Here is a 25,058-nt window from a genome sequence, read left to right as displayed (position 1 = left end):
CCTAGTTCGGACACCCCTCCCACCTGCATGAATTCCGGCATATCACCCGCGAAAAAAGTTCAAAAAAAGAGGGCCACTCCCCCTGGGGAGTGGCCCTCTTCGTTACTACTCGCGAAGAGCAGCGGGAAAACCGTCTTACTTGATGACGATCTTTGCGCCGGCAGCTTCGAGCTTTTCCTTGGCAGCCTCTGCGGCGTCCTTGGCAACCTTCTCGAGGATGGCCTTCGGAGCGCTCTCGACGAGATCCTTGGCTTCCTTCAGGCCGAGGCCGGAAACGACCTCACGGACGACCTTGATGACCTGGATCTTCTTGTCGCCAGCCGACTCGAGGACGACGTCGAACTCGTCCTGCTCTTCAGCAGCTTCTGCGCCGGCAGCCGGTGCGCCTGCAGCGGCGACGGCGACGGGAGCAGCAGCGGTGACCTCGAAGGTCTCCTCGAATGCCTTAACGAACTCCGAGAGCTCGAGGAGGGTGAGCTCCTTGAACTGGTCCAACAACTCTTCGGTGCTGAGCTTCGCCATTGTGGCGGTCCTTCCTGTAAGTCCCATGTCGCTGATCCGCGACCGGGCGGGGTTATAGCAGTGATGCGCGGGTGCGGATCAGCTTTCGGCTTCGGCCTCGGCCGGAGCCTCGGTGGCAGCCTCTGCGGGGGCCTCTGCGGCTCCGCCTTCTGCAGCCTTCTTCTCCTGCAGGGCAGCGGCCAGACGGGCCATCTGCGAAGCGGGAGCATTGAACAGGCCTGCGGCCTTTGCCAAGTTGCCCTTCATCGCGCCGGCAAGCTTTGCCAACAGGATTTCGCGGGATTCGAGATCCGCGATCTTGTTGACCTCTTCCACGGACAGCGCAGCGCCGTCCATGTAGCCGCCCTTGATGATGAGCGCCTTGTTGTCCTTAGCGAAGTTCTTCAGAGCCTTCGCAGCGTCGACCGGTTCGCCCTTGATGAATGCAATGGCGGTCGGACCAACGAACAGGTCATCAAGGCCCTCGATGCCAGCCTCTGCGGCGGCACGCTTGACCAGGGTGTTCTTGGCGACGGAGTAGGTGGCACCTTCTCCGAGAGCGCGTCGCAGTGTCGTGATGTTGCCAACCGAAAGGCCACGGTATTCCGTGACCACAGCGGCGGTCGAACCCTTGAACTGCTCGGTGATTTCCGCAACTGCGGAAACCTTCTCAGGCTTTGCCATACTTCGCCTCCTCTCGTGACAGTCGTTGTCCCACTCAGGAACCGCTGCACCTCATCGGGGTGAACCCGAGAAGACACAGTCCGCGACATGCAAAACGCCCCGGCGCAAGCGCACGGGGCGTACAGAGGAAACATGAAGAAGAGGCTTACGAATCAGCGTAACGATGCAAAGCGAGGCAGTGCATAACCAGGCAAACTGTAGAACCACTACATCAAGCTATCCCCCTACCTCGTTCACCTACGTGGGCCGCCGGGCACTCCCGGACTTTCAACCACACCCATCACTGAGTGCAATCACCAACGGTCTTGGGTAGAACATGATTTTGGGGTGAAGTTCATATCCAGCACTGAACTCCGCGTCGAAGACTACCTGACTGCTCGCTGCATAACCAAATCGGGTTCGTCACGCACCCGGTTTCTTCAAGCACCGATGGCCCTGGCGATCTTGTGTTCGATTGCTGCCCGAGCTCGGTCCGGCAACACCAGCAGTCCATCGAGTTCCTTGTGGGCCTTCCGATACGCACTCTGACGTTCCTGTGGCGTCGCGCCCTCGTCCATGGCCAGTCGCAGCAGACGTTGCGCCCTTACCAGGCGCTCTTGTTCGTCGAGGGTGAATCCGCTCCGTCGGCGGCGCTTCGTCTCAGCTTCCGCGATTTCGAAGGCGATCGCGTAAGCGTGCACCGCCTCGCGGTACTCGGTTTGTGCCTGCTGGTTGCCGATCATCGTCTCCGGATTGCCTGGGCGAAGCAGATCGGCACGATATTTGGCTCTATGAAACTCGGCGGTCAAAGGCTCGCGCATGTCCGTCATCATCGGGGTGTCGAGCAGTGTGACCGGGTCGAGCTCGTACGCGAACCATCGGACGTCGACCGCATCGTGCTGCTCGATGGCCTTGGCCAGCTCTCGGCGCTGTGTTTCTTCGTCGGCGTGATGTTGCGCGTTGGCCTGCGCGATGGCGACCTTGGTCTGCTGCTTGAGCCGGAAGCGCTCTTGCCGGCGCTCGATCCGCCTTTCGTTGGCAACCGCGACACCCTTCAGCGCCCCACCGATGGTGCCGCCGAAAACGAAGATCAGCCACCAAAAGTTTCCGAGGAACTGGAACGCTTCGTGCATACCCCGATGATGCCACCGTTAGATCGATACCACCGTTGGACCGATACCACCGTTGGACCGATACCACCGGCAGGGATCACCCTCTCCCGAAACGACAAGAAGGCCGGCAGGGAGTGATCCCTGCTGGCCTTCTTGTTCGTATGCGGACTGCTTACGCGTCTGCAGCATCCTCGAGGAGGTTGCGAGTACGGTTCGGATCCACCGGGATGCCCGGACCGGTGGTGGTCGAGACCGTGATCTTCTTCACGTAGCGGCCCTTGGCCGACGAGGGCTTCGCACGCAGGATCTCGTCCAGGGCTGCGCCGTAGTTCTCCACCAGCTTCTCATCGTCGAACGATGCCTTGCCGATGACGAAGTGCAGGTTGGCCTGCTTGTCGACGCGGAAGTTGATCTTTCCACCCTTGATGTCGTTGACAGCCTTGGTGACATCGGCCGTGACGGTGCCCGTCTTCGGGTTCGGCATCAGGCCACGGGGTCCGAGGACACGGGCGATGCGGCCGACCTTGGCCATCTGATCAGGAGTCGCGATTGCGGCGTCGAAATCGACCCATCCACCCTGGATGCGCTCGATCAGGTCTTCTGCACCGACTACGTCAGCGCCTGCAGCCTCGGCTTCTGCTGCCTTCTCGCCAACAGCGAACACGATGACGCGAGCGGTCTTACCGGTGCCGTGGGGCAGGTTGACCGTTCCGCGGACCATCTGGTCAGCCTTACGGGGGTCGACGCCCAGACGAACTGCAACCTCAACGGTTGCATCCATCTTGGTGGACGACGTCTCCTTGGCGAGCTTTGCAGCCTGAAGCGGGCTGTAGAGCTTGTCTGCGTCGATCTTCTCAGCGGCGGCGAGGTACGCCTTGCTGCGCTTTGCCATTTGTTCTGTCCTTACTTGTCACTGCAGCGAATTACCTGTGCAGTGGTGAATGGTTCAGTTGTGGTCGGGGCCTGGCCGGCCCTCCCACGTAATGCTGTGGAGCGGACTATCAGCCCTGGACCGTGATGCCCATGGAACGAGCGGTGCCGGCGATGATCTTCGCGGCCTGCTCGATGTCATTGGCATTGAGGTCTTCAGCCTTGGTCTTCGCGATTTCGCGCACCTGATCCATGGTCACCGAGGCAACCTTGGTCTTGTGCGGTTCGCCGGAGCCCTTGGCGACGCCGGCTGCCTTGAGGAGCAGCTTGGCGGCGGGAGGGGTCTTCAGCTTGAAATCGAAGGTCCGGTCTTCGTAGACCGAGATCTCGACCGGCACAACATTGCCGCGCTGGGACTCAGTCGCCGCGTTGTAGGCCTTGCAGAACTCCATGATGTTCACGCCGTGCTGACCGAGCGCGGGACCCACGGGAGGTGCAGGGTTAGCCTGACCTGCCTGGATCTGCAGCTTGATGAGCCCGGCGAGCTTCTTCTTCTTTGGGGGCATCTCTAGTTCCTAGTTTCTAGCTTGGGTGTGTGTCTTGCGTCGAACAAATTGCAAGTTTTGGGGTGGTCAGATCTTCGCGACCTGGTTGAAGTTGAGCTCAACCGGGGTTTCACGACCGAAGATCGACACGAGAACCTTGAGCTTCTGCTGCTCGCCGTTGACCTCGCTGATGCTGGCCGGAAGGGTTGCGAACGGGCCGTCCATGACGGTGACCGACTCGCCGACCTCGAAGTCGACCTCGATGAGGGGCTTGCCGAAGGACTCGGACGGTGCCTCGCCTGCTGCGACGGCGGCCGCTGCAGCCTGCTGCTTCTTCTGCTCCTGCTGCGGGAGCAGGAACTTGACGACCTCGTTGAGGGTCAGCGGCGAGGGACGCGACGTGGCACCGACAAAACCGGTGACACCAGGCGTGTTGCGCACGGCGCCCCACGACTCGTCGTTGAGCTCCATGCGAACGAGGATGTATCCGGGCAGAACCTTGCGGTTGACCTGCTTGCGCTGGCCGTTCTTGATCTCGGTGACCTCTTCGGTGGGAACTTCCACCTGGAAGATGTAGTCGCCGACATCGAGGTTCTGAACGCGAGTCTCGAGGTTGGTCTTGACCTTGTTCTCGTAACCGGCGTACGAGTGGATGACGTACCAGTCACCCGGGGCGCGGCGCAGCGCAGCCTTGAGTTCGGCAACGGGATCCTCGACCTCGAGCTCGGCGGCGGGAGCGGCCTCGTCGGAGTTCTCGGCATCGTCGGAGATGACGTCCTCGGTCGCTGCAGCGTCTGCATCAGTGCCTTCGGCAACGTCTGCATCGGTGCCTTCGGCAACCACGACGTCTACTTCGGCTGCCGCCTCGGCAGAAACACGCTCTTCGGCCAAAGCCTCATTCGTGTCGTTCTCGGGGGTGCTCACTGGGGCACTCGCTTCCTCTCGTTACTCGGACCCGGGTCGGGTCTTGTCGCGCTCGCAGGCAAAGACGCCCGACTGCTACGGCGATCAGCCGAACAGCCAGGTGACACCCTTGATCACAGCGATATCGACGCCGCTGATGAAAGCGACCATGAAGACCACGAACGTCAGCACGACGCTGGTGTAGGTGATCATCTGCTTGCGGTTCGGCCAGATGACCTTACGGAGTTCTGCGATGACCTCGCGGAAGAATTTGCGCAGGCGCTTGAAGATGTTGTCCTTCTTCGCCTTGGGCTTCTTGCCGGGGTTCGGTGCAGTCGGCTTGGCCGAAGATGTCCGGGATGCCGTCCGGGCCGGAGTCTTCACGGTGGACGCGCTGACCGAGGCGCCGCGTGCAGCGCGCTTGCCGGTCGGCTTGTTGGAAACCCCACTGGATGCGGAGGGAGCCTTCTCGGCACCGTCCTTGTCCAACGAAAGATCGGAACGCGTAGTCGCGTCAGCTGCAGTGTCGTCGACACCGGTCGAATCGGCAGACGGTGAAGTCTCCGCATCCGAAGTGTCGGCGTCGCGCTTGGCGCGCTCCTCGCTCACGTCGTTCCTCTCAGTCGCTGGCATCCGGGGGCAGGGGCGACAGGACTTGAACCTGCAACCTGCGGTTTTGGAGACCGCTGCTCTGCCAGTTGAGCTACGCCCCTTTGGTTGACCTCGACAGGTAGACCCTGCCTGAATCAACCGTTCTGCGATCACACAACATACGCGCTACCCGAGGTGAATGTCTTGCAACATTCAGGGCAGCGCGCAGCGCTGAGGAATCCCAGAAATCTCAGTGTACTTCAAAGCCCCGGAACAAACACAATCCGCCCTGCGATCAGGCTAGACGGACCGTGGCAGTGGCACGACCGAAGATCTTCTTACCTTCGGACTTGGCCACAATTGCCAGTACTGCGGTCTTGCTTTCTTCGTCGATCGACTTCACCTTGGCGGTGAACTCGATCTCGGCAGCCTTGTCGGCTGCCACGATCACCGGGCTCGTGAACCGTACGTTGTACTCGGTCACTGCGCCCGGATCTCCCAGCCATTCGGTGACGTAGCCGGCACCGATGCCCATGGAGAGCATGCCGTGCGCGACGACGTCCGGCAAGCCGGCAAGTCGTGCGACCTCGTCACTGAAGTGAATCGGATTGGGATCTCCCGAAACACCCGCGTAGTTGGCGAGGTTTCCACGCGTCAGAGTGACGGACTTCTCGGGGAGAAGTTCGCCGACACTCACGTCGGAAAATTTACGAAGCGACATGCATCATCACGTCCTTGACTGCGTGGGCGATGTTCTCGTCCACTTCCCCACCCGTTCGAGCAACAAGCGTCGTCCACGTGGTGACGACGGCTTCGTCGTTCTGATCGGTGATGATGTTCTTGGTCACGATGATGTCGCTACCTGCGGCCTGCCTGAACGAATCCAGGAAGACGTCGCAGAAGAGTCGGTCACCGACCTGCATGGGCTTGTGCAGCACCAAGCGCTGATCGGTCTGAAGAATCTGACTCAGGTCGTAGCCTGTGACGATCTCTTCGAACAGACGTCGCTGAGCAATGGCACCCACGATGGCGACGAACGTGATGGGAGCGATCAGGCCGTCGTATCCGAGGCCCTTGGCTGCCGACTCGTCGTAGTGCGCGGGATGGGCGTCCTGGACGGCGCGAGCGAACTCGCGCACCTTCTCGCGTCCGACCTCGTAGAAGTCTTCGACACGATAGTGGTGACCGACCATCTGGACGGCATGAGCGGCCGGGTCCGTAGGGACCTCGGCCGCTGCCTGGTTCTCTTGCAAATCTGTCACGCGGTGAGACTCTCTTCTAGCTAGGACCCGAAGACGCAGGCCCAGAGAGGGTCTTCCGCGAAAATCGTCGTCCTGTTAAGGACTTACTACTTCGACTCGCGATGCGACTGATGGGTTCCGCAGTTGGGGCAGAACTTCTTGAGCTCCAGGCGATCGGGGTCGTTGCGCCGATTCTTCTTGGTGATGTAGTTGCGGTGCTTGCATACCTCGCAGGCCAAGGTGATCTTGGGCCGAACGTCGGTCGAGGAGGCCACGGGATGCCTTCTTTCGGGTGTATCTGATTACGAGCAATCAGGGTGGATCATGCATATTGTGTAGCGGTGACCGGACTTGAACCGGCGACGCAACGATTATGAGTCGTTTGCTCTACCAACTGAGCTACACCGCCTCGGTGTCGAGTGTCGCGCGGAAAGCACGGCACCACAATCCAGCGAGCCCCCTAACGGAATCGAACCGTTGACCTTTTCCTTACCATGGAAACGCTCTACCGACTGAGCTAAGGGGGCGTGGCTCAGGAGCGCGTTGCCGCTCTCTTGAAGCCTCCGAAAGATTACACACGAACGAGCGCCAGCACCAAATCCGCTGGTCATCGGGGCAAAAATGGTGCCGGAGCCCATTGTTGCACCGATCGGGGCCGCTGGCGAGGGCTTTGCGGGAACCAGCTCGACCCTGCACTCCCCCTGAAACCATCCCCCGGGGCCCATCCCGAGGCCCCTGAGCCCCCGACACCCCTGAGCCGAAGCCGGCGCCTGCGTCGCCAACGCGCGTTCGACCTCGGTACACGCACAAAAAAGTCAGCCCCGACTCTCGCGAAGAGAATCGGGGCTGACTTGGTGTGGCAGATGTAGGATTCGAACCTACGTAGGCATAAGCCGACGGATTTACAGTCCGCTCCCATTGGCCGCTCGGGCAATCTGCCGTGCTTGCACCAGGCTTCGATCCGGCGCATTCGCAAGTATATCGCGACGTGCGGCGGCCGAAAACGGCTTCCTCGGTGCGGTGAGAAGAATACAACGAACACACCCCCATTTTGCAAACCGGGTGGTAACGGGCGGTGCCGACCCGATAACGTCGAGGTGTCCACCGGTATGGAAGGTGGGCGGAACTCGATGTTCGTGAACTACCGGAAAGCGGGAGTGTGAAGTGGCTGATTCGTCCTTCGACGTGGTGAGCAAGGTTGACCGTCAAGAGGTGGACAACGCCCTGCATCAGGCTGCCAAGGAGTTGACCACGCGTTTCGACTTCCGAAACACGGGAGCGTCGATCGAGTGGTCTGGTGAAGAGACGATCACGTTGAACGCCGACACCGAGGAGCGACTGCTGGCCGCCCTCGACGTGTTCAAGGAGAAGTTGATCCGTCGCGACATCTCGCTGAAGGCATTCGATGCCGGCGAGCCGGCGCAGTCCGGAAAGATCTACAAGCTGTCCGGAACCTTGGTCCAGGGCATCAGCAGCGAGAACGCGAAGAAGATCACCAAGAAGATTCGCGACGAGGGCCCCAAGGGCGTCAAGGCGCAGATCCAGGGTGAGGAACTTCGTGTGAGCAGCAAGAAGCGCGACGACCTCCAGGGCGTCATCTCCCTGCTCAAGGGTGAGGACTTCGGGATCGCCCTGCAGTTCGTGAACTACCGGTAGTAGGGGCTGCGCCCCTGTGCGCCTTTTTGGTAGTTCCGACGACCAGAAAGGCTCACAGGGGCCGAAGGCCCCTACATCCCCGCCATCTTCTCCAAACGCTCGATACGATCCGCCATGGGCGGATGCGTCGAGAACAGCTTGCTCACCTTGTCCCCCGCTCTGAAGGGGTTGGCGATCATCAGGTGTGACTGCGCCGCGAGCTTGGGCTCAGGCGGCAACGGCGCGGCTGCCACGCCCGACTCGAGCTTGCGCAGCGCCGACGCCAACGCCAGCGGGTCACCGGTGAGCTCGGCTCCCGATTGATCCGCCTGGTACTCGCGAGAGCGCGAGACGGCCAGCTTGACCACGGTTGCCGCGATCGGTCCCAGTAGGGAGACGAGCAGCAGCGCGATCGGATTGCTTCCCTGCCCGTTCCCTCGGCCGCCGAAGATGCTCGCGTACATCGCGAAGTTGGCCAGGCCAGAGATGACGCTGGCCATCGCGCCGGCCACGGACGAGATCAAAATGTCCCGGTTGTAGACGTGGGAGAGTTCGTGCCCGAGCACGGCACGCAGTTCGCGTTCGTTCAGGATCTGCATGATGCCGCTGGTCACGCACACCGCGGCGTGCCGAGGGCTGCGACCGGTGGCAAACGCGTTCGGGGCGTTCGTGGGGCTGATGTACAGCCTGGGCATCGGTTGGTGCGCCGTCGTGGCGAGTTCGCGCACGATCCGGTAGATCGCCGGTGCCTCGACCTCGGTGATGGGCTGGGCGCGCATCGATCGAAGCGCCAGCTTGTCGCTGTTGAAGTACACGTAGGCATTCATGCCGACGGCAAACAGAACGGATCCCCACAGAAGGAACGGGCTGTTGAACAGCGAGCCGATGAAGACGATCAGCGCCGACATCCCCACCAACAAGCCGAATGTCTTCGCACCGTTCGCGTAGCCGTGCAAACCGCTCACCTCTTGCCTCGCTGGAGCCGAAGGCTCACCCGAACTCCCCGGTGTATGCACCGGTTCTGTTCAGTCAACGAAGGACAGGGTCATCAGGGTTCCCACCCAGTGACTGTCGGGGTTTCCACCCGGTAGCCCCGATTCGCCGAGGTGTCAGCCGACTCGTTCGATCGTGTAATCGACGAGACGCACGAGCGCTTCGTTGGCCGGTCCCTGCGGGAGCTCAGCCAACTGAGCTTTCGCCGCGACGGCATACTCGCCCAGCTTTGCCTTCGCCTTGACCATGCCCGGCGAACGCTCGAGCAGTTCGAGAGCTTCTTCTACCAGGGCATCTTCGGTAACCGGGCCCGCGAGCAGCTCCCGCAGGCGATCTGCGTCGGCCCCTTCTTCGCGGAACGCGTACAGGACGGGCAGGGTGTGGACACCCTCGCGCAGGTCGGTGCCCGGAGTCTTGCCGGACTGCGCCGAGACGGACGAGATGTCGATGATGTCGTCGGAGATCTGGAACGCGGTGCCGACGGCGTCACCCAGGCGCTCGAGGCGCTCGATGTGAGCTGCGTCGGCGCCGGAGAAGGTGCCGCCGAAGCGTCCCGAAGCAGCGATCAGCGAACCGGTCTTCTCCCACACGACCTTGAGGTAGTGCTCGACCGGATCCTGCTCCTTCTTGACACCGATCGTCTCGCGCATCTGGCCGGTGACCAGTTCGGCGAATGTTTCGGCGATGATCCGAACGGCCTCGGGTCCGAGCGTCGACACCAGTCGTGATGCGTGCGCGAACAGATAGTCGCCGGCCAGGATCGCCACACTGTTTCCCCAGCGGGCGTTGGCGCTGGGTGCTCCGCGCCGCATGGACGCCTCGTCCATGACGTCGTCGTGATAGAGCGTCGCCAGGTGAACGAGTTCGGTGACAGTCGCTGCGGTGATGATCGACGGATCGTTCGGCACCGGTCCGAGTTGCGCGGTCAGGATCGTGAACAACGGACGGAAGCGCTTTCCACCAGCTCGCGCGAGATGCAGCGCGGCCTCGGTGAGGAAGTCTTCTCCGTCGGACAGCTCGCTGACCAACAACTCCTCGACATCGGAGAGTCCACCACGCACTACTGCGGCGAGCTGTTCGTCGCCCAGGTCGATGCCTGCAACGACGGTGCTCGATGCGGTTGCGTCGGCAGCAGTCTTTTCGGTGCTCACGATGTCAGTACCCATTCCTGTCGTCAGTGACGGCTCGGTTCCCACGGTAGTGAACCTAGCGGTTCGCACTCGGGACGGCCTCGCCACGGTGGCGATCGCGAGCCTGGGAAGATGTGAGTGTGTCCGTAGAAGAGCAGTCCCCCGTCGTCGATACGCTTCCGACCGAAACCGACATTGTGGTCATCGGCGCAGGTCCCGCGGGTTCTTCGGCCGCGGCATGGGCCGCCCGCAGTGGCCGAGACGTCGTGCTGGTGGACGCTGCCGTGTTCCCGCGAGACAAGACTTGTGGTGATGGACTCACTCCGCGCGCCGTGGCCGAACTGGATCTCCTCGGCCTCGGCGAGTGGGTTCGGTCACACACGACGAACAAGGGACTACGGTTGTCCGGCTTCGGACAAGAACTCGAACTCGAGTGGCCAGGGACGTCGTTCCCGCCGATCGGCAGTGCGATCCCCCGCACCGAACTCGACGACGCCATTCGCCGGTGCGCCGTCGAATCGGGCGCGGTCATGGTCGAGGGCACCAAGGCCGTCGACGTCGAACTCGACGGTGATCGAGTAGCCGCCGTCGTACTCGCCGGCCCCTCGGGACGAAGCACCCTTCGTTGTCGGACGCTGATCATCGCCGACGGCGTTCGCTCGACGCTCGGCAAGAAGCTGGGACGGCAGTGGCACCGGGACACCGCGTACGGCGTCGCGGCACGCGCGTATGTCGCGACGCCGCGCAGCGCCGACCCGTGGATCACCTCGCATCTGGAACTGCGGGACACCGAGGGCACGTTGCAGGCGGGGTACGGCTGGATCTTCCCGCTCGGCACCGGCGAGGTGAACATCGGCGTCGGGACACTGGCGACGTCCAAGCGCCCGGCTCCAGGTGCCCTGCGCCCCTTGCTCGACCTCTACACCGATCAGCGCCGAAGCGAGTGGCAGTGGAGCAGCGAAATACATTCCGTCGCTTCGGCTTTGCTACCCATGGGTGGAGCAGTTTCCAACATCGCCGGACGCAACTGGGCCGTGATCGGCGACGCCGCAGCGTGCGTGAACCCGCTCAACGGTGAGGGCATCGACTACGGCCTCGAAGGCGGACGTCTGGTGGTCGAACAGCTCGGCGCCGACGACCTCACGGAGCTGTGGCCGACCGTGCTTCGGGAGCATTACGGGCAGGCATTCTCGGTCGCGCGCCGGCTCGCAGGCCTGCTGACGGTTCCGCAATTCCTGCCCGCCTCGGGCCCGATTGCGATGCGCTCACGGGCACTGATGACGGTCGCCGTTCGGGTGATGGGGAACCTCGTCACCGACGCCGACGCCGATCTGACGGCGAAGGCATGGCGTGCGTCGGGGGCCGCGTCGAGAAAGATCGACTCCCGACCGCTGTTCGGTTGAGCAAGTGCTGTGCGCCTTTATTAACCGCCGGGGGTTGATAAAGGCGCACAGCAGTTCAGGCAGTGGCGTAATGCAGCGCCACGATGCCGCCGGTGAGGTTGCGCCACTTGACGTTCTTCCAGCCGGCAGCCTCGATCTTGCGGGCCAACTCTTCCTGGGTCGGCCAGGCGCGGATCGATTCGGCGAGGTACACGTAGGCGTCGGGGTTGCTGCTGACGGTGCGTGCGACCTGCGGGAGCGCCTTCATCAGGTACTCCATGTAGACCGTGCGGAAGGGCCCGAAAACGGGCGTCGAGAACTCGCTGACGACGAGACGTCCGCCCGGCTTGGTGACGCGGGCGATCTCACGCAGTCCGGCTTCGAAGTCGGAGACGTTGCGCAGACCGAAGGAAATCGTCGCGGCGTCGAACACGTTGTCGGCATAGGGCAGGTACATCGCGTCACCTGCGACCATCGGGACCTTGCGCGAGATTCCAGCCTTGAGCATTCCCTTGGAGAAGTCGGTGGCGACGCACCAGGCACCGGAGCGCCCCAGTTCGACGGTCGAGACTCCGGTTCCGGCGGCGAGGTCGAGTACCTTCTCGCCCGGCTTGAGGTCGAGGGCTTCGCGGGTGGCCTTGCGCCAACCCTTGTCCTGGCCGAAGGACAGCACGGTGTTGGTGAGGTCGTATCGCTCCGCGACGTCGTCGAACATCGACGCGACTTCGTGCGGTTGCTTCTCGAGAGTTGCTCGGGTTCCGTGTGTAGTGGCCACACCCGAAACGCTACCAACCCTCGGGCAGCGAGGGCGTTCAGGCTGCTCTGGCACCCGTTCGCCGCCCGAGGCCCTGCACGTCCTCGTAGTGACGGAGCAACTCTTCGCAGATTGCCGGCCAGGTCCGGTGCAGCACCGAGCGCCTCGCCGCGGAGCCGAACTGCACCCGCAGATCACGCTGACGAAGTGCGTCGACCGCGCTTGGCAGGAGTTCGGTGAACCTGTCCGTCGGCAGGAGGTAGCCGTTGCGGCAATGCGAGATCAGGTCACGTGGTCCGCCGGCGTCCGGTCCGACGACAGGCACACCGCTCGCGAGGGCTTCCTGGACCGCCTGGCAGAAGGTCTCGTGCTCGCCGGGGTGAACGAATACGTCCAGGCTCGCATAGGCGTCGGCCAGCGCGGTACCGCCCAGTTGTCCGGTGAAGATCGCGTCCGGCATCAGTCGTCGTAGGTTCTCGCGGTCCGGGCCGTCTCCGACGACGACGATCTGCACACTGGGATCGCCGGCCAGGGCCGCCAATCGTTCGACGTGCTTTTCGGGCGCGAGGCGACCGACGAAGCCGACCACCAACCGGTCGCTGTCGCCGATCCAGGACTGCCGCAACACCGAGCTACGACGCGAAGGCGCGAATCGTTGTGCGTCGACGCCGCGGGCCCATCGGTGCACGCGCGGAATGCCGTGCTCTTCGAGGGCGTCGACTGCCGACGTGGAGGGCGCGAGGGTCCTGTTGCAGCTCTTGTGGATTCGACGGGTCCACGCCCATGCGGCGCGGCTGGTGACGCCGAGCCCGTAGCTTTCGGCAAATCCGGCGACGTCGGTTTGGTAGACCGCGACGGTGGGGATTCCGAGGCGTTTGGCGACGGCCACTCCTCCGGCGCCGAGCAGGAACGGTGACGCCAGATGGACGACGTCGGGCGCGAAGGTCCGCACGGCCGTGGTCAATCGTGGTTGCGGCAGGCCGACGGGAAGTGAACTGACTTTGGGCACCATGACGGCTGGCACCCGAACCACCTGAACGCCTTCGTGTTCGGTGGCGGCAGAGGTGTCGGATCCGACAGTGTCCGGCGCAATGACCATGGCGTCGTGGCCAGTGCGATCGAGGTGTTCGAGCACGCGTAGTACCGAGTTGGTGACGCCGTTCATGTTGGGCAGGAATGACTCCGCAACGATGGCTACTCTCACACCGAGAACGGTGACAGGGCCAGGAAAAGTCCACGTCATGTTCGTGTGAAGTTCGGGCGAAGCGCGAACTAACTCGAGGCGACCGGCGCCGAACTTGCCGCCTGCGCTTCCCGCTTGCGCAGGTACCAGATCGACGGTCCGGCCAGGAGCCACGTCACGACGATCACCGATCCGGCCGGGATCAGTGCCACCGTCGCGTTACGTCCTGCTACCCGAACCAAATCGGGCTCGGTCCTGTAGTACTCCACCTCGATGCGCTGTCCCACAGTCAGATTGGTGGGGTAGAGCACGCCGAGTTCAGGGTTGTGATTCGCGCCGTCCGGTGTCACGAAGCTGATCGCCGAACGTAGCGAGCCCGCCGAGAGCACCTCGGCAGTTGCGGTCCCCATGTTCGATTCGATGGTCCGATCGTTGCGCCAGGCACCGAGAACCAGGATCACCGCGAGCACGGAAATGCCGACCGCAACCACCAGTACGCCGATGCGGAGACGACGCAGAACCGTTTGCGTCACAGCTGTGCCCGCACGGAAGCGTGGAGTTCGCGCAGCCCACTGCGATCCGTCGCGACCTCGAGCACACGAATGCCGTTGGCCGGTTGCGCCAGCGTCGTTGCCAGGGCGTCGACGGTGACCGCTGCGTGGGGCACGCGGTAGGCCGCGCACAGCGCAGCGAGGTCCATGCCGTGTGGTGTTCCGAACACTCGCTCGAAGACGCCGGCGTACTGCGGGTCGCCTTGTTCGAGGAGCTCGAAGATACCGCCGCCGTCGTCGTTGGCGACGACGATGGTGAGGTCGCTCGGCCTCGGCTCACCGGTCCCGATCAGCAGCCCGGAAGCGTCGTGCAGGAATGTCAGGTCGCCCATGAGAGCGACGGTCCGGCCGCCCTCGTACGCCAACGCGGCGCCCACCGCCGCCGAGACGGTGCCGTCGATACCTGCGACGCCGCGATTCGACAGCACCCGTACGGCGGGCTTGGGGTAGCTCACGAGTGCCGCGTCGCGAACAGGGTTGGATGCGCCGAGCAGAAGCTGGTCGCCGTCCGCGAGAGCATCCATCACAGCAGCGGCCACGTGCAGGCCGGTGGCCTTGGGGTGGGCGTCGAGTTGCTTGCGGACGGCAGTTTCGGCGTGTTCGGTCAGCGCGGCGCATCGAGCGATCCAGGCGGGATCGGGAGTCCCGGTGACCACTGCCCTGGTTCCGGTGGCGAGTACGTTGCCGGATACGTCCGGCCAGCGCGGCCCGGTAGTCAGCGCGTAGACGTCGACGCCCGGGTCGGCCAGCACCTTCGAGACCTGACGATGCAACGTCGGGCGGCCGGTGATGATCGCCTGCTTGGGCTTGAGTTGCGAGAGCGCGAGTGGATGCAGTGCGATCCCGTGCATCGGAGCCGTCGGCTCGGCCACGGTCGGCAGGCCGGCCAGCTCAGGCCGAAGCGCACTACCGTGTCCGGAAATGACCACCGTATCTGCGGTGAGATCCAGATCGACGGGAACGTCGAGCGTCGCATTCTGGGTGGTGGTCCAGGCCGCACCGCCGGGACGGCCCTCCGGGACCGGTCCCTGCACGTGCACGTCCGGCACCAGCGGCTCACGAAGTGGAATGTCGAAGTGCACCGGACCCGCGTTTCCGGATCGGGTTCCGCGGGCAGCGGCGAGGACCCGGCAGACCGCCGAGCGCCACTGGCTGTTCTGCGTCGAATCGTCCTCCGCCAGGCCCAGGCTGATGGTTGCGCGGACTTGACTGCCGAAGAGCCCGAGCTGCTCGACGGTCTGGTTGGCGCCGGTGCCGAGCATCTCGTACGGCCGGTTGGCGCTCAGGACCACCAGCGGCACTCGCGCGTAGTTGGCCTCGAGGACAGCGGGTCCGAGATTCGCGACGGCGGTCCCGGAAGTCATCACGATGGGGACCGGTCGTTTCCCGGCGATTGCCAGTCCGAGTGCCAGAAAGCCTGCTGTCCGCTCGTCGATCCGCATGTGCAGACGCAACCGGCCGTCGAGATCGGCAGCCTGGAGGGCAAATGCGAGGGGCGCGTTGCGAGAGCCTGGACACAGCACGACTTCACGCACGCCACCACGAACCAGTTCGTCGACGACGGCTGTGGCTTGTGCAGTGGACGGATTCACGCCTTCAAGAGTGTCAGATGTTCGGGCGCAAGCATGCCCAGGGGCGGGGACAGCGGCATTATGTGTGGGTGCGCACACTCTTCGATCCAGCCGAGCTCGAACCCCGTCGGTTCTATCAGTTACTCACCGCTTCGGTGGTCCCCCGGCCGATTGCCTGGGTGTCCACCCTGTCGGCGGACGGCGTCGGCAATCTGGCTCCGTACAGCTTTTTCACCGTGGCAAGTTCGGCGCCGCCGATCGTGCAGTTCACGTCGGTCGGACGCAAGGACAGTCTGCGCAACATCGAAGCGACCGGCGAATTCGTGATCAACCTGGCGACTGCCAGGCTTGCCGACGTGGTGAACCAGAGTTCCGCCTTCTACGACGCCGAGGCCGACGAGTTTCTCGAGTTGAACATCCGTAGCGAGCCGAGCGAGCGGGTTCGCCCCGTCCGGGTCGCCGACTCCCCGATCGCCATCGAATGCACGCTCCACCAGGTCGTCGAGGTCGGTAATTCATTTGTCGTGATGGGAAATGTGGTCGCGGTCGCAGTACGTCCCGAGGCTGTCGCCGACGACGGCCTACCGGACTTCGCGGCAATCGCACCGATGAGCCGACTTGGCCGAGCGCAGTGGGGTCTTCCTCCCGAAGTCGTCGAAAAGGACAGACCCACCACTCCACAGCGACCATAAATCAGGTTAGGGTTACCTGATTAGGTACGAGTAACAGATAATCAGGGAGCAACCAGTCATGGCCAAGCGCGCCAAGTTCGTGAAACCGGCCTCACGCAGCATCGTGTCGGCGCAGGTCGTGGCGAACAAACGAATCAGCCCCAGCTTCATCCGGGTGACCATTGCCGGCGAAGAGCTGTCCACCATCGCTCCGATGGGTGCCGATCAGTGGTTCCGCATGTTCATCCCGCAGGTCGGCCAGAGTGAACTCCGGTTGCCGAGCGCGGCCAGCAATCTCTGGTATGCGCAGTACCTGTTGATGTCCAAGGACACGCGACCCGTCGTGCGCAACTACACGATTCGCGCCTACCGTGCTGCCGGATCCGGTCTCTTCGGCGAGACCACGGAGATCGACATCGACTTCGCTTATCACGGCGACATCGGCCCGGCATCCGCGTGGGCGGACACCGCGTCGGCCGGCGACGAGGTCGCCCTCTTGGACGAAGGCTGCATCTATAACCCCACACCCGAGGCCAAGTGGCAACTGCTCGTCGGCGACGAGAGTGCACTTCCCGCGATCATCGGCATTCTGGAATCCGCGCCCGCAGACCTGCGTGCCGAGGTCTTCGTCGAGATTCCGAACATCGAAGACAAGCAAGACATTCCGGAGTTGGCGAACGTCAACGTGCATTGGCTCGTTCGCGAGGACGAACACGCGACGCCGGGTGTTCTGACCCTCGAGACCGTCCGCGCCGCCGAACTGCCCGAGGGGCCGTCGTACACCTTTGTCGCCGGCGAACAGGCACTCACCACCGGGCTGCGTCGGCACCTCGTGAACGACCGGAAGTTCGCCAAAACCGACATCACCTTCACCGGCTTCTGGCGCCACGGACATTCGGCTCACTGACAAACGCACCGAAAACGACGAGTGGCCCGAGAGAAACTCCCGGGCCACTCGTCGTTTTACGTTCGCTTATGCAGCGTGCTTCTGGATCACATCGCCCAGACGCGGCAGAGCTGCAGTCACATGCTTCTTCGCCGAACCGCGCAGCTTCGAGTACATCGACTTGACGACGGCCTTGTCGCTGCCCTCGATACGCTCGTCCGTCACCTCGAGGAGGGAATCGGCAACCGCGTCACCGCGGGCGCTGATGAAATCGGCGAAGCTGCCTTCACCGGAAGCCGAGAATTCCTGCCAGTACGGCTCGAGCTTTGCCACGAAAGCCGGCAGAAGCGCGGTGACGGCGTCCGGCACGATGGACGGGCTCACCTTCTTGACCGCGCCGTAGCCACCCTTGAGAGCCAGCCCTGAGGCCCCCGACTTATCCGAAACCTCTGCGTCGATCAAGGTCTGCACGTCCGCGACGACCGCGGGAACCCGTGATTCCTCGAGCAGGGTTTCGTTCAGAGCTGCAACCACTTTCGATCCCTTCATTCTTCACTGATGTTCATCAGGTCGCGCCCGAGACTATACGAAATTCGGCTGGTCCCTACTGCCGAGTATCCGATGGCAGCGCCTGGCCCTCTCCAACCACCAGTCGCGCCGGTCCGCGGGCGCGGCCAGCGTCTCGAGCAGAACCGGATCAGGCTCGACGGCACCCACCGACAAAGCACCGTCGACAGCTGCCCCGGTGACCGCGACATCCCGGACGAACAGGCCGCCGGTACCGAGTCCGCAGGCAAACGGAAGGGTGGGCAAGGCTGCCGCGGCCGCCAGTCCCGCGGACATCCCCACAGCCGTGTCCAGAGCGCTCGAGACCACCACCGGCACCCCGTAGTCCGCCAGCTGCGCCGACAGCGCCACCACAGCACGCATTCCGCCCAGCGGCGGCACCTTCACGACGGCGACGTCCGCTCCCCCCGCTCGTACGACGCGCAGCGGGTCCTCGGCACGGCGAATGCTCTCGTCGGCAGCGATCCGCACACCGGTCCCCGCGGCGCGGACCCTGACCAGTTCCTCGACGCTTCCACACGGCTGCTCGGCGTATTCGAGTTCACCGTCATCGGTGATCGCTCGCAAGGCCGTGATCGCCTCGTCCACGCTCCACCCGCCGTTGGCGTCGACGCGCACGTTCGGGATGTGCCGACGCACCTCGTTCACCCGGGCGACGTCCTGCGCCAGCGACTGTCCCTTCTCGGCGACCTTGACCTTGGCTGTCCGGGCCCCGGGGAAGCGCTCCAGCAATTCCGGAACGGCAGACGCGTCGATCGCCGGCACGGTCGCGTTGACGGGAACTGCGTCACGAAGCGCAGGCGGCGGACCCAGCCACGCCGCTTCGATACCCGCGAGCAGCCACTGCGACGCCTCGTCGTCGTCGTACTCGACGAACGGGGCGAATTCTCCCCACCCGGCCGGGCCGCGAACGAGCAGGGCCTCACGAGTCGTGATGCCGCGAAAGCGAACTCGCATCGGCAGCGCGAGCACCACGGCGTCCGCGATCAGATCGTCGAACGAGGGGAACATGTCAGGGCTGTCCCGGAAGCAGTTCGATCATGAGCGCCTCACCGTCGGCGAGGAGCTTGCCGTCGAGATCGGTCAGGCGCGCGCTGACAAAAGTCTTGCGACCCTCGACCCGATCCACCTGCCCCTCGATCACCAGTTGTTGATTGAGCGGAGTGATCGCGCGGTAATTGATGTGGAGGTAGCCGGTGCGGGAGATCGGACGGCCACCCGCGTGGACCGTCATCCCGAAGACGTCGTCGAACAGCAAGGGCAGGACACCGCCGTGAGCGGCGCCGTTGCCGCCCAGGTGGTAGCGACGGAAGACGCCGGTACTGCGGACTCCTTCGGTGTCGAACTTCTCGACCATCCACGGGAGCATGAGGAGGCTGCCGCGTCCGGGCAGTTGGATGTTCGAGCCCGCGGGCGACTTGCCTTCCGGGACCTCGTACGGAGTCAACCGATCGGCAAGCTCCTCGGCTTGCGTAGCGATGTCTGCGAGTACGTCGTCGGGAACATTGGTCGAGACGGCAAGGTCCTGCAACCTGCGCATCGCTTCGACGAAGCGGCCGAAGTCCGGACCTGCGGGAGTGTGCCGGAACCGTGGAAATCCGCCCCGCTTCTCACCGTCTGTGACGATCTCCGTGCCGTCTGCGGTTTGTTCGCTCATGACCTGCACGTTAGCGCGCCCGGGAACGTGTTCTACCTCAGGTATCCGTTAGACGCGCGAGCCGTGCCTCTATCGTGGCTCAGGTGACCTTCAACCCGCAGCTCTGGCGCCCTGTCCCCGGATTCGAGAACCTCACCGACATCACCTACCACCGGCACGTCAGTCAAGGCACCGTTCGCGTCGCCTTCGACCGACCGGAAGTACGTAATGCGTTCCGCCCGCACACCGTCGACGAGTTGTACCGCGCGCTCGATCACGCCCGGATGACCTCCGACGTGGGAGCGGTGCTCCTGACCGGCAACGGACCCAGCGAGAAGGACGGCGGTTGGGCGTTCTGCTCCGGCGGAGACCAGCGCATCCGTGGTCGCAGCGGTTACCAGTACGCCGAAGGTGAAACGGCGGACACCGTCGACAAAGCACGCGCCGGGCGCCTGCACATCCTCGAGGTCCAGCGCCTGATCCGCTTCATGCCGAAAGTCGTGATCTGCCTGGTCAACGGCTGGGCGGCGGGCGGCGGTCACAGCCTGCACGTGGTGTGCGACCTGACGCTCGCCAGCCGCGAGCACGCACGGTTCAAGCAGACCGACGCCGACGTCGGAAGCTTCGACGGCGGCTACGGCAGCGCCTACCTGGCAAAAATGGTGGGCCAGAAGTTCGCTCGCGAGATCTTCTTCCTGGGTGAGACGTACACCGCCGAGGAAATGCATCAGATGGGCGCGGTCAACAAGGTTGTCGACCACGCGGAACTCGAAAACGTCGCGATCGACTGGGCCGGCAAGATCAACGGCAAATCGCCGCAGGCACAGCGGATGCTCAAGTACGCGTTCAACCTGCAGGACGACGGGTTGGTCGGCCAGCAGCTGTTCGCCGGTGAGGCAACACGTTTGGCGTACATGACCGACGAGGCCGTCGAGGGTCGTGACTCGTTCCTCGAAAAGCGTGATCCCGACTGGTCACCATATCCCTGGTATTTCTGACACAGTAGGTGCGAGAGGGAGGTCGGACGTGGAGATTCTGAGCAGTCGGACGATATTGCGCCCGAGCGAGTACGAACGAACGCTGAGCTTCTACCGAGACACCCTCGGTCTGGCGATCGCTCGTGAATATCCCGGCGGCACAGTCTTCTTCGCTGGCCAAGGGCTGATCGAAGTCGCTGCGCACGGCGGCACCGGCGAGGGCGGCTTTCGCGGCGCGATCTGGCTGCAGGTCAGGGACCTCACTGCCGTTCAGACCGAACTGGTTCTCGCCGGGGTCAAGATCGCGCGCGAGGCAAGACAGGAACCGTGGGGTCTACACGAGATGTGGATCGCCGACCCGGACGGGACACCGATCGTGATGGTGCAGATCCCGGAGGATCATCCCATCCGACGCGATTCCCGGCCACCGTCCGCGTAGTCGAGACACCGCTGTAGCCGAGACACCGCTGTAGCCGAGACACAGCTGTAGCCGAGCAGTGACAGATGCCCGCCACGACTTTCGTGGCGGGCATCTGTCGGTTCTTCGCAGAGATCAGTTGCGCGTGCTCAGCGCCTGAGAGATCTGATCTGTCTGGGCCTGACCCTCGAGCAGTTGGCGAACCAACCACAGCCGCAGCACCTTTGCCACCGATGCGGCCAGGAAGAGTGCGGCACCGACCACTGTCAGGGCGAGGAAAACCACGGTGAGGATCTGGTACGACACCAGATCCCGCAGGTCCGAGAGCGTCAGCGAAGAGATGTAGACGACGAAGGCGCCGACCACTCCGACGACCATGAGCACCAGGCCCGCGATGCGCGTCGCCGCGTCGCCGCCTGCCTGCTTCTTGTCCAGCTTCAACTCTGCGATGTTCTTCTTGAATTCCTCACGGCGATCTTCGGCGAGAGTAGTCATCGTCATCCTCCTAGATAACTGGTAGAAAGTTCGTTTTCGATGTCGTGTGGATCGCCGGTCTTGACGACGCGTCCCTGCAACATCAGTGCGGCCGAGGTCGCGATGGGCAGCACCGCTCGCGCGAACTGCTCGGCGACGAGAATGGAAATGCCTTCGGCTGCAAGCGAGCCGACGACGTCGTACATCTGCGAGACGATTCGAGGTGCGAGACCCATCGACAGCTCGTCGAGCAGGAGCACCGTCGGGTGAGTGCCGAGTGCCCGTGACAGCGCCAGCATCTGCTGCTCACCACCGGACATCGATCCGGCCAACTGTCCGCGCCGCTCCCCCAGGATCGGGAACCTGCCGTACGCAACCTCTTCGAGTTCGGCCAGCCCGACGCCCGTTCCGGTGGCGATCCACAGGTTTTCCCGCACAGTGAGGTTGGCGAAGATCCCGCGTCCTTCGGGGATGGAGCAGACCCCCAGCCGAGCCAACTCCGAAGGCTCGACTCCGTTCACGACCTGGCCCGCGAGCCGGAACTCGCCGCGGGTGACCGGAAGGACGCCCGAGCAGATCTTGAGCGTCGACGTCTTGCCGCCACCGTTGGGTCCGAGCAGCGCCACCACGGCGCCCGGTTCCAGAATCAGGTCCACCCCGTGCAGAACTTCGATGGATCCGTAACCGGCGCGGACACCGGACAGTTCGAGCAACGGTTCGGCGCGGTCGGGGCTGCGTATACCCTCGTCGATTTTCGCCTCGCCAATTTTCGCTGACGTCATACCGCCTCCTCCTCGGTCCCGATGTAGGCCGCGATCACTTCCGGATCCGTCCGGATCTTCTCCGGATCACCCGAGGCGAGGACTGCGCCGTAGTCGAGCACGTGGATGGTCGAGCACACTTTCATCACCAGCGGAATGTCGTGCTCCACCAGACAGATTCCGAGTCCACCCGCAGCAAGTTCGGTGAGCATCTCGGCAAAGACCTCGGTTTCCTGCTCGGTCTGACCCGAGGCCGGTTCGTCGAGCAGCAGCACTCGCGGGTCGGTCATGAGCGCCCGTGCAACTTCGACGACGCGGGCGCGTCCGGTGGGGATGTCCGCGACGTCCTTGTCCGCGACATCCGTCAGCCCGGTCAGCTCCAGCAGACGATCCGTCTCGCTGTCCACGTCGATCTTGTTGCGGCCGTTCGCCTTGTGGATGTCTCCGGCGACGCGCAGATTGTCACGCACCGACAGCGAGACGAACAGTTCGAGCCGCTGGAAGGTACGTGCAAGCCCGCGACCTGCCCGCTTGTGCGGCGGTAGCTTCGTCACGTCGACGCCGCCGAGGAACACCTGACCGGACGTGGGTTTCTGTAGCCCGGTGATGGTGTTGAAGAGCGTCGTCTTGCCGGCACCGTTCGGTCCGATGAGTCCTGTCACGGTGCCGGGTTGCACGGTGAGCGAAACGTCCTTGACCGCGACGTGTCCACCGAAACGAACGCTCACACCGCGCGTTTCGAGAAGTGGTGTATCAGACATGGACGGTCAACTCCTTCGGCGAGCCACCCTGGTACTGAGGAATCCCCAGTTCGCGGTCGATCTCGTCACGGATCTCGGGGCTGTAAGGGACATCGATCCCGATGTCCTCGGGAACGACTGTCGCTTTGGCGGCCAGTTCCTCCGGAGTGAGAACCGCGCTGGGCATGACCATCTCACCGATCACCGGCAGCATGAACACCACCGCGATCGTGATGGACGCGAACCACCAGTTGCCGAGTACACCGGTCAGAGCAAGGACGTAGGTCAGCAGAACGACTGCGGCGCCGCCGATCAGAACAGGCTTGGCACCGGCGAGCCGTCGGTAGCCCTCGATCACGCTGTGGACCGTTCCGCTGGGGTTCGCGCCGACGCCGATGCCGATCAGTGCCGGGCTGACTGCCGCGATGTTGCCGAAGAGCAGCCACATTCCCTCCAACTCCGGTTGCGCCGAAGCCAGATTGGTGAACGAGACCATGATGACCGCAAACCCGATTCCGGCCATCAGTCCACCGAACAGGGCGCCGGTGACGTATCCGATACCCGCGACGACGGTCAGCATGAGCAGCGAGAGGCTGACCATGATGGCAAAGCTCTCGCCCGAGACGGACCCCATGGCGCTCGACATCAGAATGCCGCCGAGACCGGCGATCCCCGAAGAGATCATGAAGACGCTCAGCTTGAGCCGAACCAGGCTCTGTCCGAGCATGGCCGAACCGGCCGGGCTGTCCTTCATCGCCGCGAGTCGGCGCCCGTAGCCGCTGTTACGCAACGCGATGACGCCGACGCCGAGTATCGAGAACAGCGCGGTCACGGTCATCAGGAACACCGTCTCGTTGCTCAGATCGAGCGGACCGATCTTCAGCGGAGGGAGGGCGATGTTCCCGTCCTTGAACAGCGAGTACTTCATGCCGAACATCTCGTGTTCGGTGGTGTCACGAAGAACCATGTTGGAGAGGAACACTCCGAAGGCCATGGTTGCCAGCGCGAGATACAGCCCTCTCAGCCGCAGCGCCGGTAGGGCGACGAGGCCCCCGATCACGGCGGTGACGAGGACTCCGACGACGATGCCCCACAGGTTGAGGTGCGCAGCCAAACCGGAACCGGAGATCCCGAAGTGGAAGGCCACGATGGTAGCGATAGCGCCGAAAGACACCGGCGCCAAGTTCAATTCACCCGCGTAACCGGTGAGGAGTGTGAGCGAGAGCGCGATGATCGCGAACGTCATTCCGATGGTCAGTGTGGTGACGGCGGAGGTCACCATCAGCAGACGGATCAGGTACACGATGACGATCAGTGCCACGCCCCAGACGACGGCCTTGCGCACGCTCGGAACGTGGTACCGCTCACGGGTGCGAGTGACCGCACCACGCAGGCGGTCCTGAGGTAGGACGATGAGTACGACGAACAGCGCGATCATCGGTAGGGAGACACGGAAATTCGACGTCCAACTCCAACTTGTCGGGAAGTACGCCAATACGTACGTACCGGCAAGCCCGAGAACCACGGCGCCGACAAACGTGCGTGGGATGCTGCGCAACCGGCCGAACATGGCCGCGGCAAACGCGTCGATCACCAAGAGTGTCAACATGTTCGCCTCGAGTGTGCCGCCACTGATCGGGGTGATCAGGATGCCGGCCAGGACTGCGAGCGTCGAACCCATCGCCCAGGACAGGGCCGCAAGACGCTCCGGATTGTGGCCGTTGAGGCGCAACAGTTCCGGATCGTCGACGACGCCGCGCATCGCGACACCGGCGCGGGTGCGCGTGAACAGGATGCGCAGGCCGACGGCGATGGCGATCGCAACGAGGATGCAGATCAACTCGTGGTAGCGGATGCTCGCGCCGAACACCGTGATCTTGGACTGGTCGCCGAAGAACATCTGCATCGTCCGAGCGGTCTCGGGGTGCCAGAACCAGTGCGAGATCGAGAGCATTCCGAGCAGGATCGAGACCGTCACAACGATTTTGGTGACCTCGGCGGTATCGCGCAGACCCTTCATGATCAGGACGTAGAGGCCGAGGCCCATCAGTGGCCCGACCAGGACGAGTGAAATCAGCAAAGCGACGACGGTGGGAAGTTCCCAGCCGTAGCGCAACTGCCAGTAGATGAACGCACCGAGCATTGCCTGTGCACCGTGCGCGAAGTTGAAGATGCCTGACGTGTTGTACGTGAGTACCAGCCCGGAGGCGGCGATCGCGTACACGGACCCCAGGACCAGGCCCAGGATCGTGAAAGTGACAAAAGTGTTCATGGCTGAACCCTCGTTAGGGACTCGGGCGGCG

29 protein-coding genes and 4 tRNA genes are annotated in these 25,058 nt (G+C 63.5%); 6 read left to right on the top strand and 27 right to left on the bottom strand.

Going from position 1 to position 25,058, the window contains the following annotated elements:
- Positions 1-135: 135 nt before the first annotated feature.
- The 14 genes from rplL to ACBG85_RS08535 form a co-directional block, all read right to left on the bottom strand.
- Positions 136-522 (bottom strand): 50S ribosomal protein L7/L12, encoded by a 387-nt coding sequence (gene rplL / locus ACBG85_RS08600; RefSeq protein WP_003941857.1) that lies wholly within the window; start codon positions 520-522, stop codon positions 136-138.
- A 78-nt stretch (positions 523-600) separates the two neighbouring features.
- Complete coding sequence (gene rplJ, locus ACBG85_RS08595; RefSeq protein WP_003942074.1) at positions 601-1,185, bottom strand: 50S ribosomal protein L10; 585 nt, start codon at positions 1,183-1,185, stop codon at positions 601-603.
- 419 nt (positions 1,186-1,604) lie between these two features.
- Positions 1,605-2,297 (bottom strand): hypothetical protein, encoded by a 693-nt coding sequence (locus tag ACBG85_RS08590; RefSeq protein ID WP_372027073.1) that lies wholly within the window; start codon positions 2,295-2,297, stop codon positions 1,605-1,607.
- A gap of 151 nt (positions 2,298-2,448) precedes the next feature.
- Positions 2,449-3,168, bottom strand: a complete 720-nt coding sequence (gene rplA, locus ACBG85_RS08585; protein ID WP_003941982.1) for a 50S ribosomal protein L1 — start codon at positions 3,166-3,168, stop codon at positions 2,449-2,451.
- Positions 3,169-3,277: 109 nt separating this feature from the next.
- Complete coding sequence (rplK, locus tag ACBG85_RS08580; RefSeq protein WP_003941896.1) at positions 3,278-3,712, bottom strand: 50S ribosomal protein L11; 435 nt, start codon at positions 3,710-3,712, stop codon at positions 3,278-3,280.
- A gap of 66 nt (positions 3,713-3,778) precedes the next feature.
- Entirely contained in the window at positions 3,779-4,615 is an 837-nt protein-coding gene (nusG, locus tag ACBG85_RS08575; RefSeq protein ID WP_003942049.1) for a transcription termination/antitermination protein NusG, read from the bottom strand.
- 84 nt (positions 4,616-4,699) lie between these two features.
- Complete coding sequence (secE, locus tag ACBG85_RS08570; protein ID WP_372027070.1) at positions 4,700-5,203, bottom strand: preprotein translocase subunit SecE; 504 nt, start codon at positions 5,201-5,203, stop codon at positions 4,700-4,702.
- A gap of 31 nt (positions 5,204-5,234) precedes the next feature.
- Positions 5,235-5,307: transfer RNA gene (locus ACBG85_RS08565), tRNA-Trp, on the bottom strand.
- Positions 5,308-5,480: 173 nt separating this feature from the next.
- Positions 5,481-5,906 (bottom strand): (3R)-hydroxyacyl-ACP dehydratase subunit HadB, encoded by a 426-nt coding sequence (gene hadB, locus ACBG85_RS08560; protein WP_003941909.1) that lies wholly within the window; start codon positions 5,904-5,906, stop codon positions 5,481-5,483.
- A complete protein-coding gene (gene hadA, locus ACBG85_RS08555; RefSeq protein WP_019744315.1) occupies positions 5,893-6,447 on the bottom strand; it encodes a (3R)-hydroxyacyl-ACP dehydratase subunit HadA in 555 nt (184 codons plus the stop codon). The genes hadB and hadA overlap by 14 nt, the downstream gene beginning before the upstream one ends.
- A gap of 86 nt (positions 6,448-6,533) precedes the next feature.
- Positions 6,534-6,701 (bottom strand): 50S ribosomal protein L33, encoded by a 168-nt coding sequence (gene rpmG, locus ACBG85_RS08550; protein WP_003941903.1) that lies wholly within the window; start codon positions 6,699-6,701, stop codon positions 6,534-6,536.
- Between the two features lie 61 nt (positions 6,702-6,762).
- Positions 6,763-6,835: transfer RNA gene (locus ACBG85_RS08545), tRNA-Met, on the bottom strand.
- A gap of 45 nt (positions 6,836-6,880) precedes the next feature.
- Positions 6,881-6,953: transfer RNA gene (locus ACBG85_RS08540), tRNA-Thr, on the bottom strand.
- Positions 6,954-7,283: 330 nt separating this feature from the next.
- Positions 7,284-7,366: transfer RNA gene (locus tag ACBG85_RS08535), tRNA-Tyr, on the bottom strand.
- Between the two features lie 224 nt (positions 7,367-7,590).
- Between ACBG85_RS08535 and ACBG85_RS08530 the strand changes: the two genes are divergently transcribed.
- Positions 7,591-8,082, top strand: a complete 492-nt coding sequence (locus ACBG85_RS08530; RefSeq protein ID WP_003941854.1) for a YajQ family cyclic di-GMP-binding protein — start codon at positions 7,591-7,593, stop codon at positions 8,080-8,082.
- A 71-nt stretch (positions 8,083-8,153) separates the two neighbouring features.
- Here the strand turns inward: ACBG85_RS08530 and htpX are convergent, their stop codons facing one another.
- Entirely contained in the window at positions 8,154-9,017 is an 864-nt protein-coding gene (htpX, locus tag ACBG85_RS08525; protein WP_029254860.1) for a zinc metalloprotease HtpX, read from the bottom strand.
- Between the two features lie 153 nt (positions 9,018-9,170).
- A complete protein-coding gene (locus tag ACBG85_RS08520) occupies positions 9,171-10,220 on the bottom strand; it encodes a polyprenyl synthetase family protein (RefSeq protein WP_037129929.1) in 1,050 nt (349 codons plus the stop codon).
- A gap of 104 nt (positions 10,221-10,324) precedes the next feature.
- Here ACBG85_RS08520 and ACBG85_RS08515 point away from each other — a divergent pair, with 104 nt between their 5' ends.
- The gene (locus ACBG85_RS08515) at positions 10,325-11,587 is read left to right on the top strand and encodes a geranylgeranyl reductase family protein (RefSeq protein ID WP_372027066.1); all 1,263 of its coding nucleotides are present in this window, start codon (positions 10,325-10,327) and stop codon (positions 11,585-11,587) included.
- A 55-nt stretch (positions 11,588-11,642) separates the two neighbouring features.
- On the opposite strand, the gene ACBG85_RS08510 is transcribed toward ACBG85_RS08515, so the two are convergent.
- The 4 genes from ACBG85_RS08510 to menD form a co-directional block, all read right to left on the bottom strand.
- On the bottom strand, positions 11,643-12,341 hold the full coding sequence (locus ACBG85_RS08510; RefSeq protein WP_003941879.1) for a demethylmenaquinone methyltransferase: 699 nt from the start codon (positions 12,339-12,341) through the stop codon (positions 11,643-11,645).
- Positions 12,342-12,378: 37 nt separating this feature from the next.
- Positions 12,379-13,524, bottom strand: a complete 1,146-nt coding sequence (locus ACBG85_RS08505; protein WP_197523597.1) for a glycosyltransferase family 1 protein — start codon at positions 13,522-13,524, stop codon at positions 12,379-12,381.
- A 68-nt stretch (positions 13,525-13,592) separates the two neighbouring features.
- Positions 13,593-14,036, bottom strand: coding sequence for a DUF3592 domain-containing protein (locus ACBG85_RS08500; protein ID WP_003941990.1), 444 nt, complete (start codon positions 14,034-14,036; stop codon positions 13,593-13,595).
- The gene (menD, locus tag ACBG85_RS08495; protein ID WP_003942063.1) at positions 14,033-15,646 is read right to left on the bottom strand and encodes a 2-succinyl-5-enolpyruvyl-6-hydroxy-3-cyclohexene-1-carboxylic-acid synthase; all 1,614 of its coding nucleotides are present in this window, start codon (positions 15,644-15,646) and stop codon (positions 14,033-14,035) included. Before menD ends, ACBG85_RS08500 begins: the two co-directional genes overlap by 4 nt.
- A 68-nt stretch (positions 15,647-15,714) precedes the next feature.
- On the opposite strand from menD, the gene ACBG85_RS08490 reads away from it, so the two are divergent.
- Positions 15,715-16,317 (top strand): flavin reductase family protein, encoded by a 603-nt coding sequence (locus ACBG85_RS08490; RefSeq protein ID WP_054187848.1) that lies wholly within the window; start codon positions 15,715-15,717, stop codon positions 16,315-16,317.
- Between the two features lie 58 nt (positions 16,318-16,375).
- Positions 16,376-17,203, top strand: coding sequence for a siderophore-interacting protein (locus tag ACBG85_RS08485; protein ID WP_042453072.1), 828 nt, complete (start codon positions 16,376-16,378; stop codon positions 17,201-17,203).
- A 66-nt stretch (positions 17,204-17,269) separates the two neighbouring features.
- Here ACBG85_RS08485 and ACBG85_RS08480 read toward each other — a convergent pair whose 3' ends face one another.
- The 3 genes from ACBG85_RS08480 to ACBG85_RS08470 are packed head-to-tail and all read right to left on the bottom strand — an operon-like array spanning position 17,270 to position 19,406.
- Complete coding sequence (locus ACBG85_RS08480) at positions 17,270-17,716, bottom strand: hypothetical protein (protein ID WP_003941973.1); 447 nt, start codon at positions 17,714-17,716, stop codon at positions 17,270-17,272.
- Positions 17,717-17,764: 48 nt separating this feature from the next.
- A complete protein-coding gene (locus ACBG85_RS08475; RefSeq protein ID WP_219468046.1) occupies positions 17,765-18,760 on the bottom strand; it encodes an o-succinylbenzoate synthase in 996 nt (331 codons plus the stop codon).
- A gap of 1 nt (position 18,761) precedes the next feature.
- Positions 18,762-19,406, bottom strand: a complete 645-nt coding sequence (locus tag ACBG85_RS08470) for a PaaI family thioesterase (RefSeq protein WP_037129937.1) — start codon at positions 19,404-19,406, stop codon at positions 18,762-18,764.
- Between the two features lie 83 nt (positions 19,407-19,489).
- On the opposite strand from ACBG85_RS08470, the gene ACBG85_RS08465 reads away from it, so the two are divergent.
- Both ACBG85_RS08465 and ACBG85_RS08460 read left to right on the top strand, forming a co-directional pair.
- Positions 19,490-20,383, top strand: coding sequence for a 1,4-dihydroxy-2-naphthoyl-CoA synthase (locus ACBG85_RS08465; RefSeq protein WP_024487301.1), 894 nt, complete (start codon positions 19,490-19,492; stop codon positions 20,381-20,383).
- Positions 20,384-20,411: 28 nt separating this feature from the next.
- Complete coding sequence (locus ACBG85_RS08460; RefSeq protein ID WP_003941917.1) at positions 20,412-20,801, top strand: VOC family protein; 390 nt, start codon at positions 20,412-20,414, stop codon at positions 20,799-20,801.
- A gap of 114 nt (positions 20,802-20,915) precedes the next feature.
- Here the strand turns inward: ACBG85_RS08460 and ACBG85_RS08455 are convergent, their stop codons facing one another.
- Genes ACBG85_RS08455 through ACBG85_RS08440 form a run of 4 tightly spaced genes read right to left on the bottom strand, consistent with a single transcriptional unit; the run spans position 20,916 to position 25,027 of the window.
- Positions 20,916-21,275 carry a hypothetical protein gene (locus tag ACBG85_RS08455; RefSeq protein ID WP_003942018.1) on the bottom strand — a complete coding sequence of 120 codons (360 nt, stop codon included), beginning with the start codon at positions 21,273-21,275 and terminating at the stop codon, positions 20,916-20,918.
- Between the two features lie 2 nt (positions 21,276-21,277).
- Positions 21,278-22,036, bottom strand: coding sequence for an ABC transporter ATP-binding protein (locus tag ACBG85_RS08450; protein ID WP_003941866.1), 759 nt, complete (start codon positions 22,034-22,036; stop codon positions 21,278-21,280).
- On the bottom strand, positions 22,033-22,776 hold the full coding sequence (locus ACBG85_RS08445; RefSeq protein ID WP_007728482.1) for an ABC transporter ATP-binding protein: 744 nt from the start codon (positions 22,774-22,776) through the stop codon (positions 22,033-22,035). Before ACBG85_RS08445 ends, ACBG85_RS08450 begins: the two co-directional genes overlap by 4 nt.
- Positions 22,769-25,027, bottom strand: a complete 2,259-nt coding sequence (locus tag ACBG85_RS08440) for an ABC transporter permease (protein ID WP_063314759.1) — start codon at positions 25,025-25,027, stop codon at positions 22,769-22,771. Before ACBG85_RS08440 ends, ACBG85_RS08445 begins: the two co-directional genes overlap by 8 nt.
- Positions 25,028-25,058: the final 31 nt, after the last annotated feature.

This window comes from Rhodococcus sp. NyZ502 (assembly GCF_041464245.1).
Lineage (GTDB): Bacteria > Actinomycetota > Actinomycetes > Mycobacteriales > Mycobacteriaceae > Rhodococcus_F > Rhodococcus_F qingshengii.
Note: the sequence above shows the minus strand (reverse complement) of the source record. Positions and strands in the feature narration are given on the sequence as shown.

Excerpts from the sequence above, each read along its gene's own strand:
- ACBG85_RS08475 (WP_219468046.1), bottom strand. The coding sequence starts at position 18,760 with ATGTTCCCCTCGTTCGACGATCTGATCGCGGACGCCGTGGTGCTCGCG.
- rplA (WP_003941982.1), bottom strand. The coding sequence starts at position 3,168 with ATGGCAAAGCGCAGCAAGGCGTACCTCGCCGCCGCTGAGAAGATCGAC.
- ACBG85_RS08440 (WP_063314759.1), bottom strand. The coding sequence starts at position 25,027 with ATGAACACTTTTGTCACTTTCACGATCCTGGGCCTGGTCCTGGGGTCC.
- ACBG85_RS08455 (WP_003942018.1), bottom strand. The coding sequence starts at position 21,275 with ATGACTACTCTCGCCGAAGATCGCCGTGAGGAATTCAAGAAGAACATC.
- ACBG85_RS08450 (WP_003941866.1), bottom strand. The coding sequence starts at position 22,036 with ATGACGTCAGCGAAAATTGGCGAGGCGAAAATCGACGAGGGTATACGC.
- ACBG85_RS08445 (WP_007728482.1), bottom strand. The coding sequence starts at position 22,776 with ATGTCTGATACACCACTTCTCGAAACGCGCGGTGTGAGCGTTCGTTTC.
- rplJ (WP_003942074.1), bottom strand. The coding sequence starts at position 1,185 with ATGGCAAAGCCTGAGAAGGTTTCCGCAGTTGCGGAAATCACCGAGCAG.
- hadB (WP_003941909.1), bottom strand. The coding sequence starts at position 5,906 with ATGTCGCTTCGTAAATTTTCCGACGTGAGTGTCGGCGAACTTCTCCCC.
- ACBG85_RS08485 (WP_042453072.1), top strand. The coding sequence starts at position 16,376 with ATGGCCAAGCGCGCCAAGTTCGTGAAACCGGCCTCACGCAGCATCGTG.
- ACBG85_RS08590 (WP_372027073.1), bottom strand. The coding sequence starts at position 2,297 with ATGCACGAAGCGTTCCAGTTCCTCGGAAACTTTTGGTGGCTGATCTTC.
- rplK (WP_003941896.1), bottom strand. The coding sequence starts at position 3,712 with ATGCCCCCAAAGAAGAAGAAGCTCGCCGGGCTCATCAAGCTGCAGATC.
- rplL (WP_003941857.1), bottom strand. The coding sequence starts at position 522 with ATGGCGAAGCTCAGCACCGAAGAGTTGTTGGACCAGTTCAAGGAGCTC.
- ACBG85_RS08470 (WP_037129937.1), bottom strand. The coding sequence starts at position 19,406 with ATGAGCGAACAAACCGCAGACGGCACGGAGATCGTCACAGACGGTGAG.
- ACBG85_RS08520 (WP_037129929.1), bottom strand. The coding sequence starts at position 10,220 with ATGGGTACTGACATCGTGAGCACCGAAAAGACTGCTGCCGACGCAACC.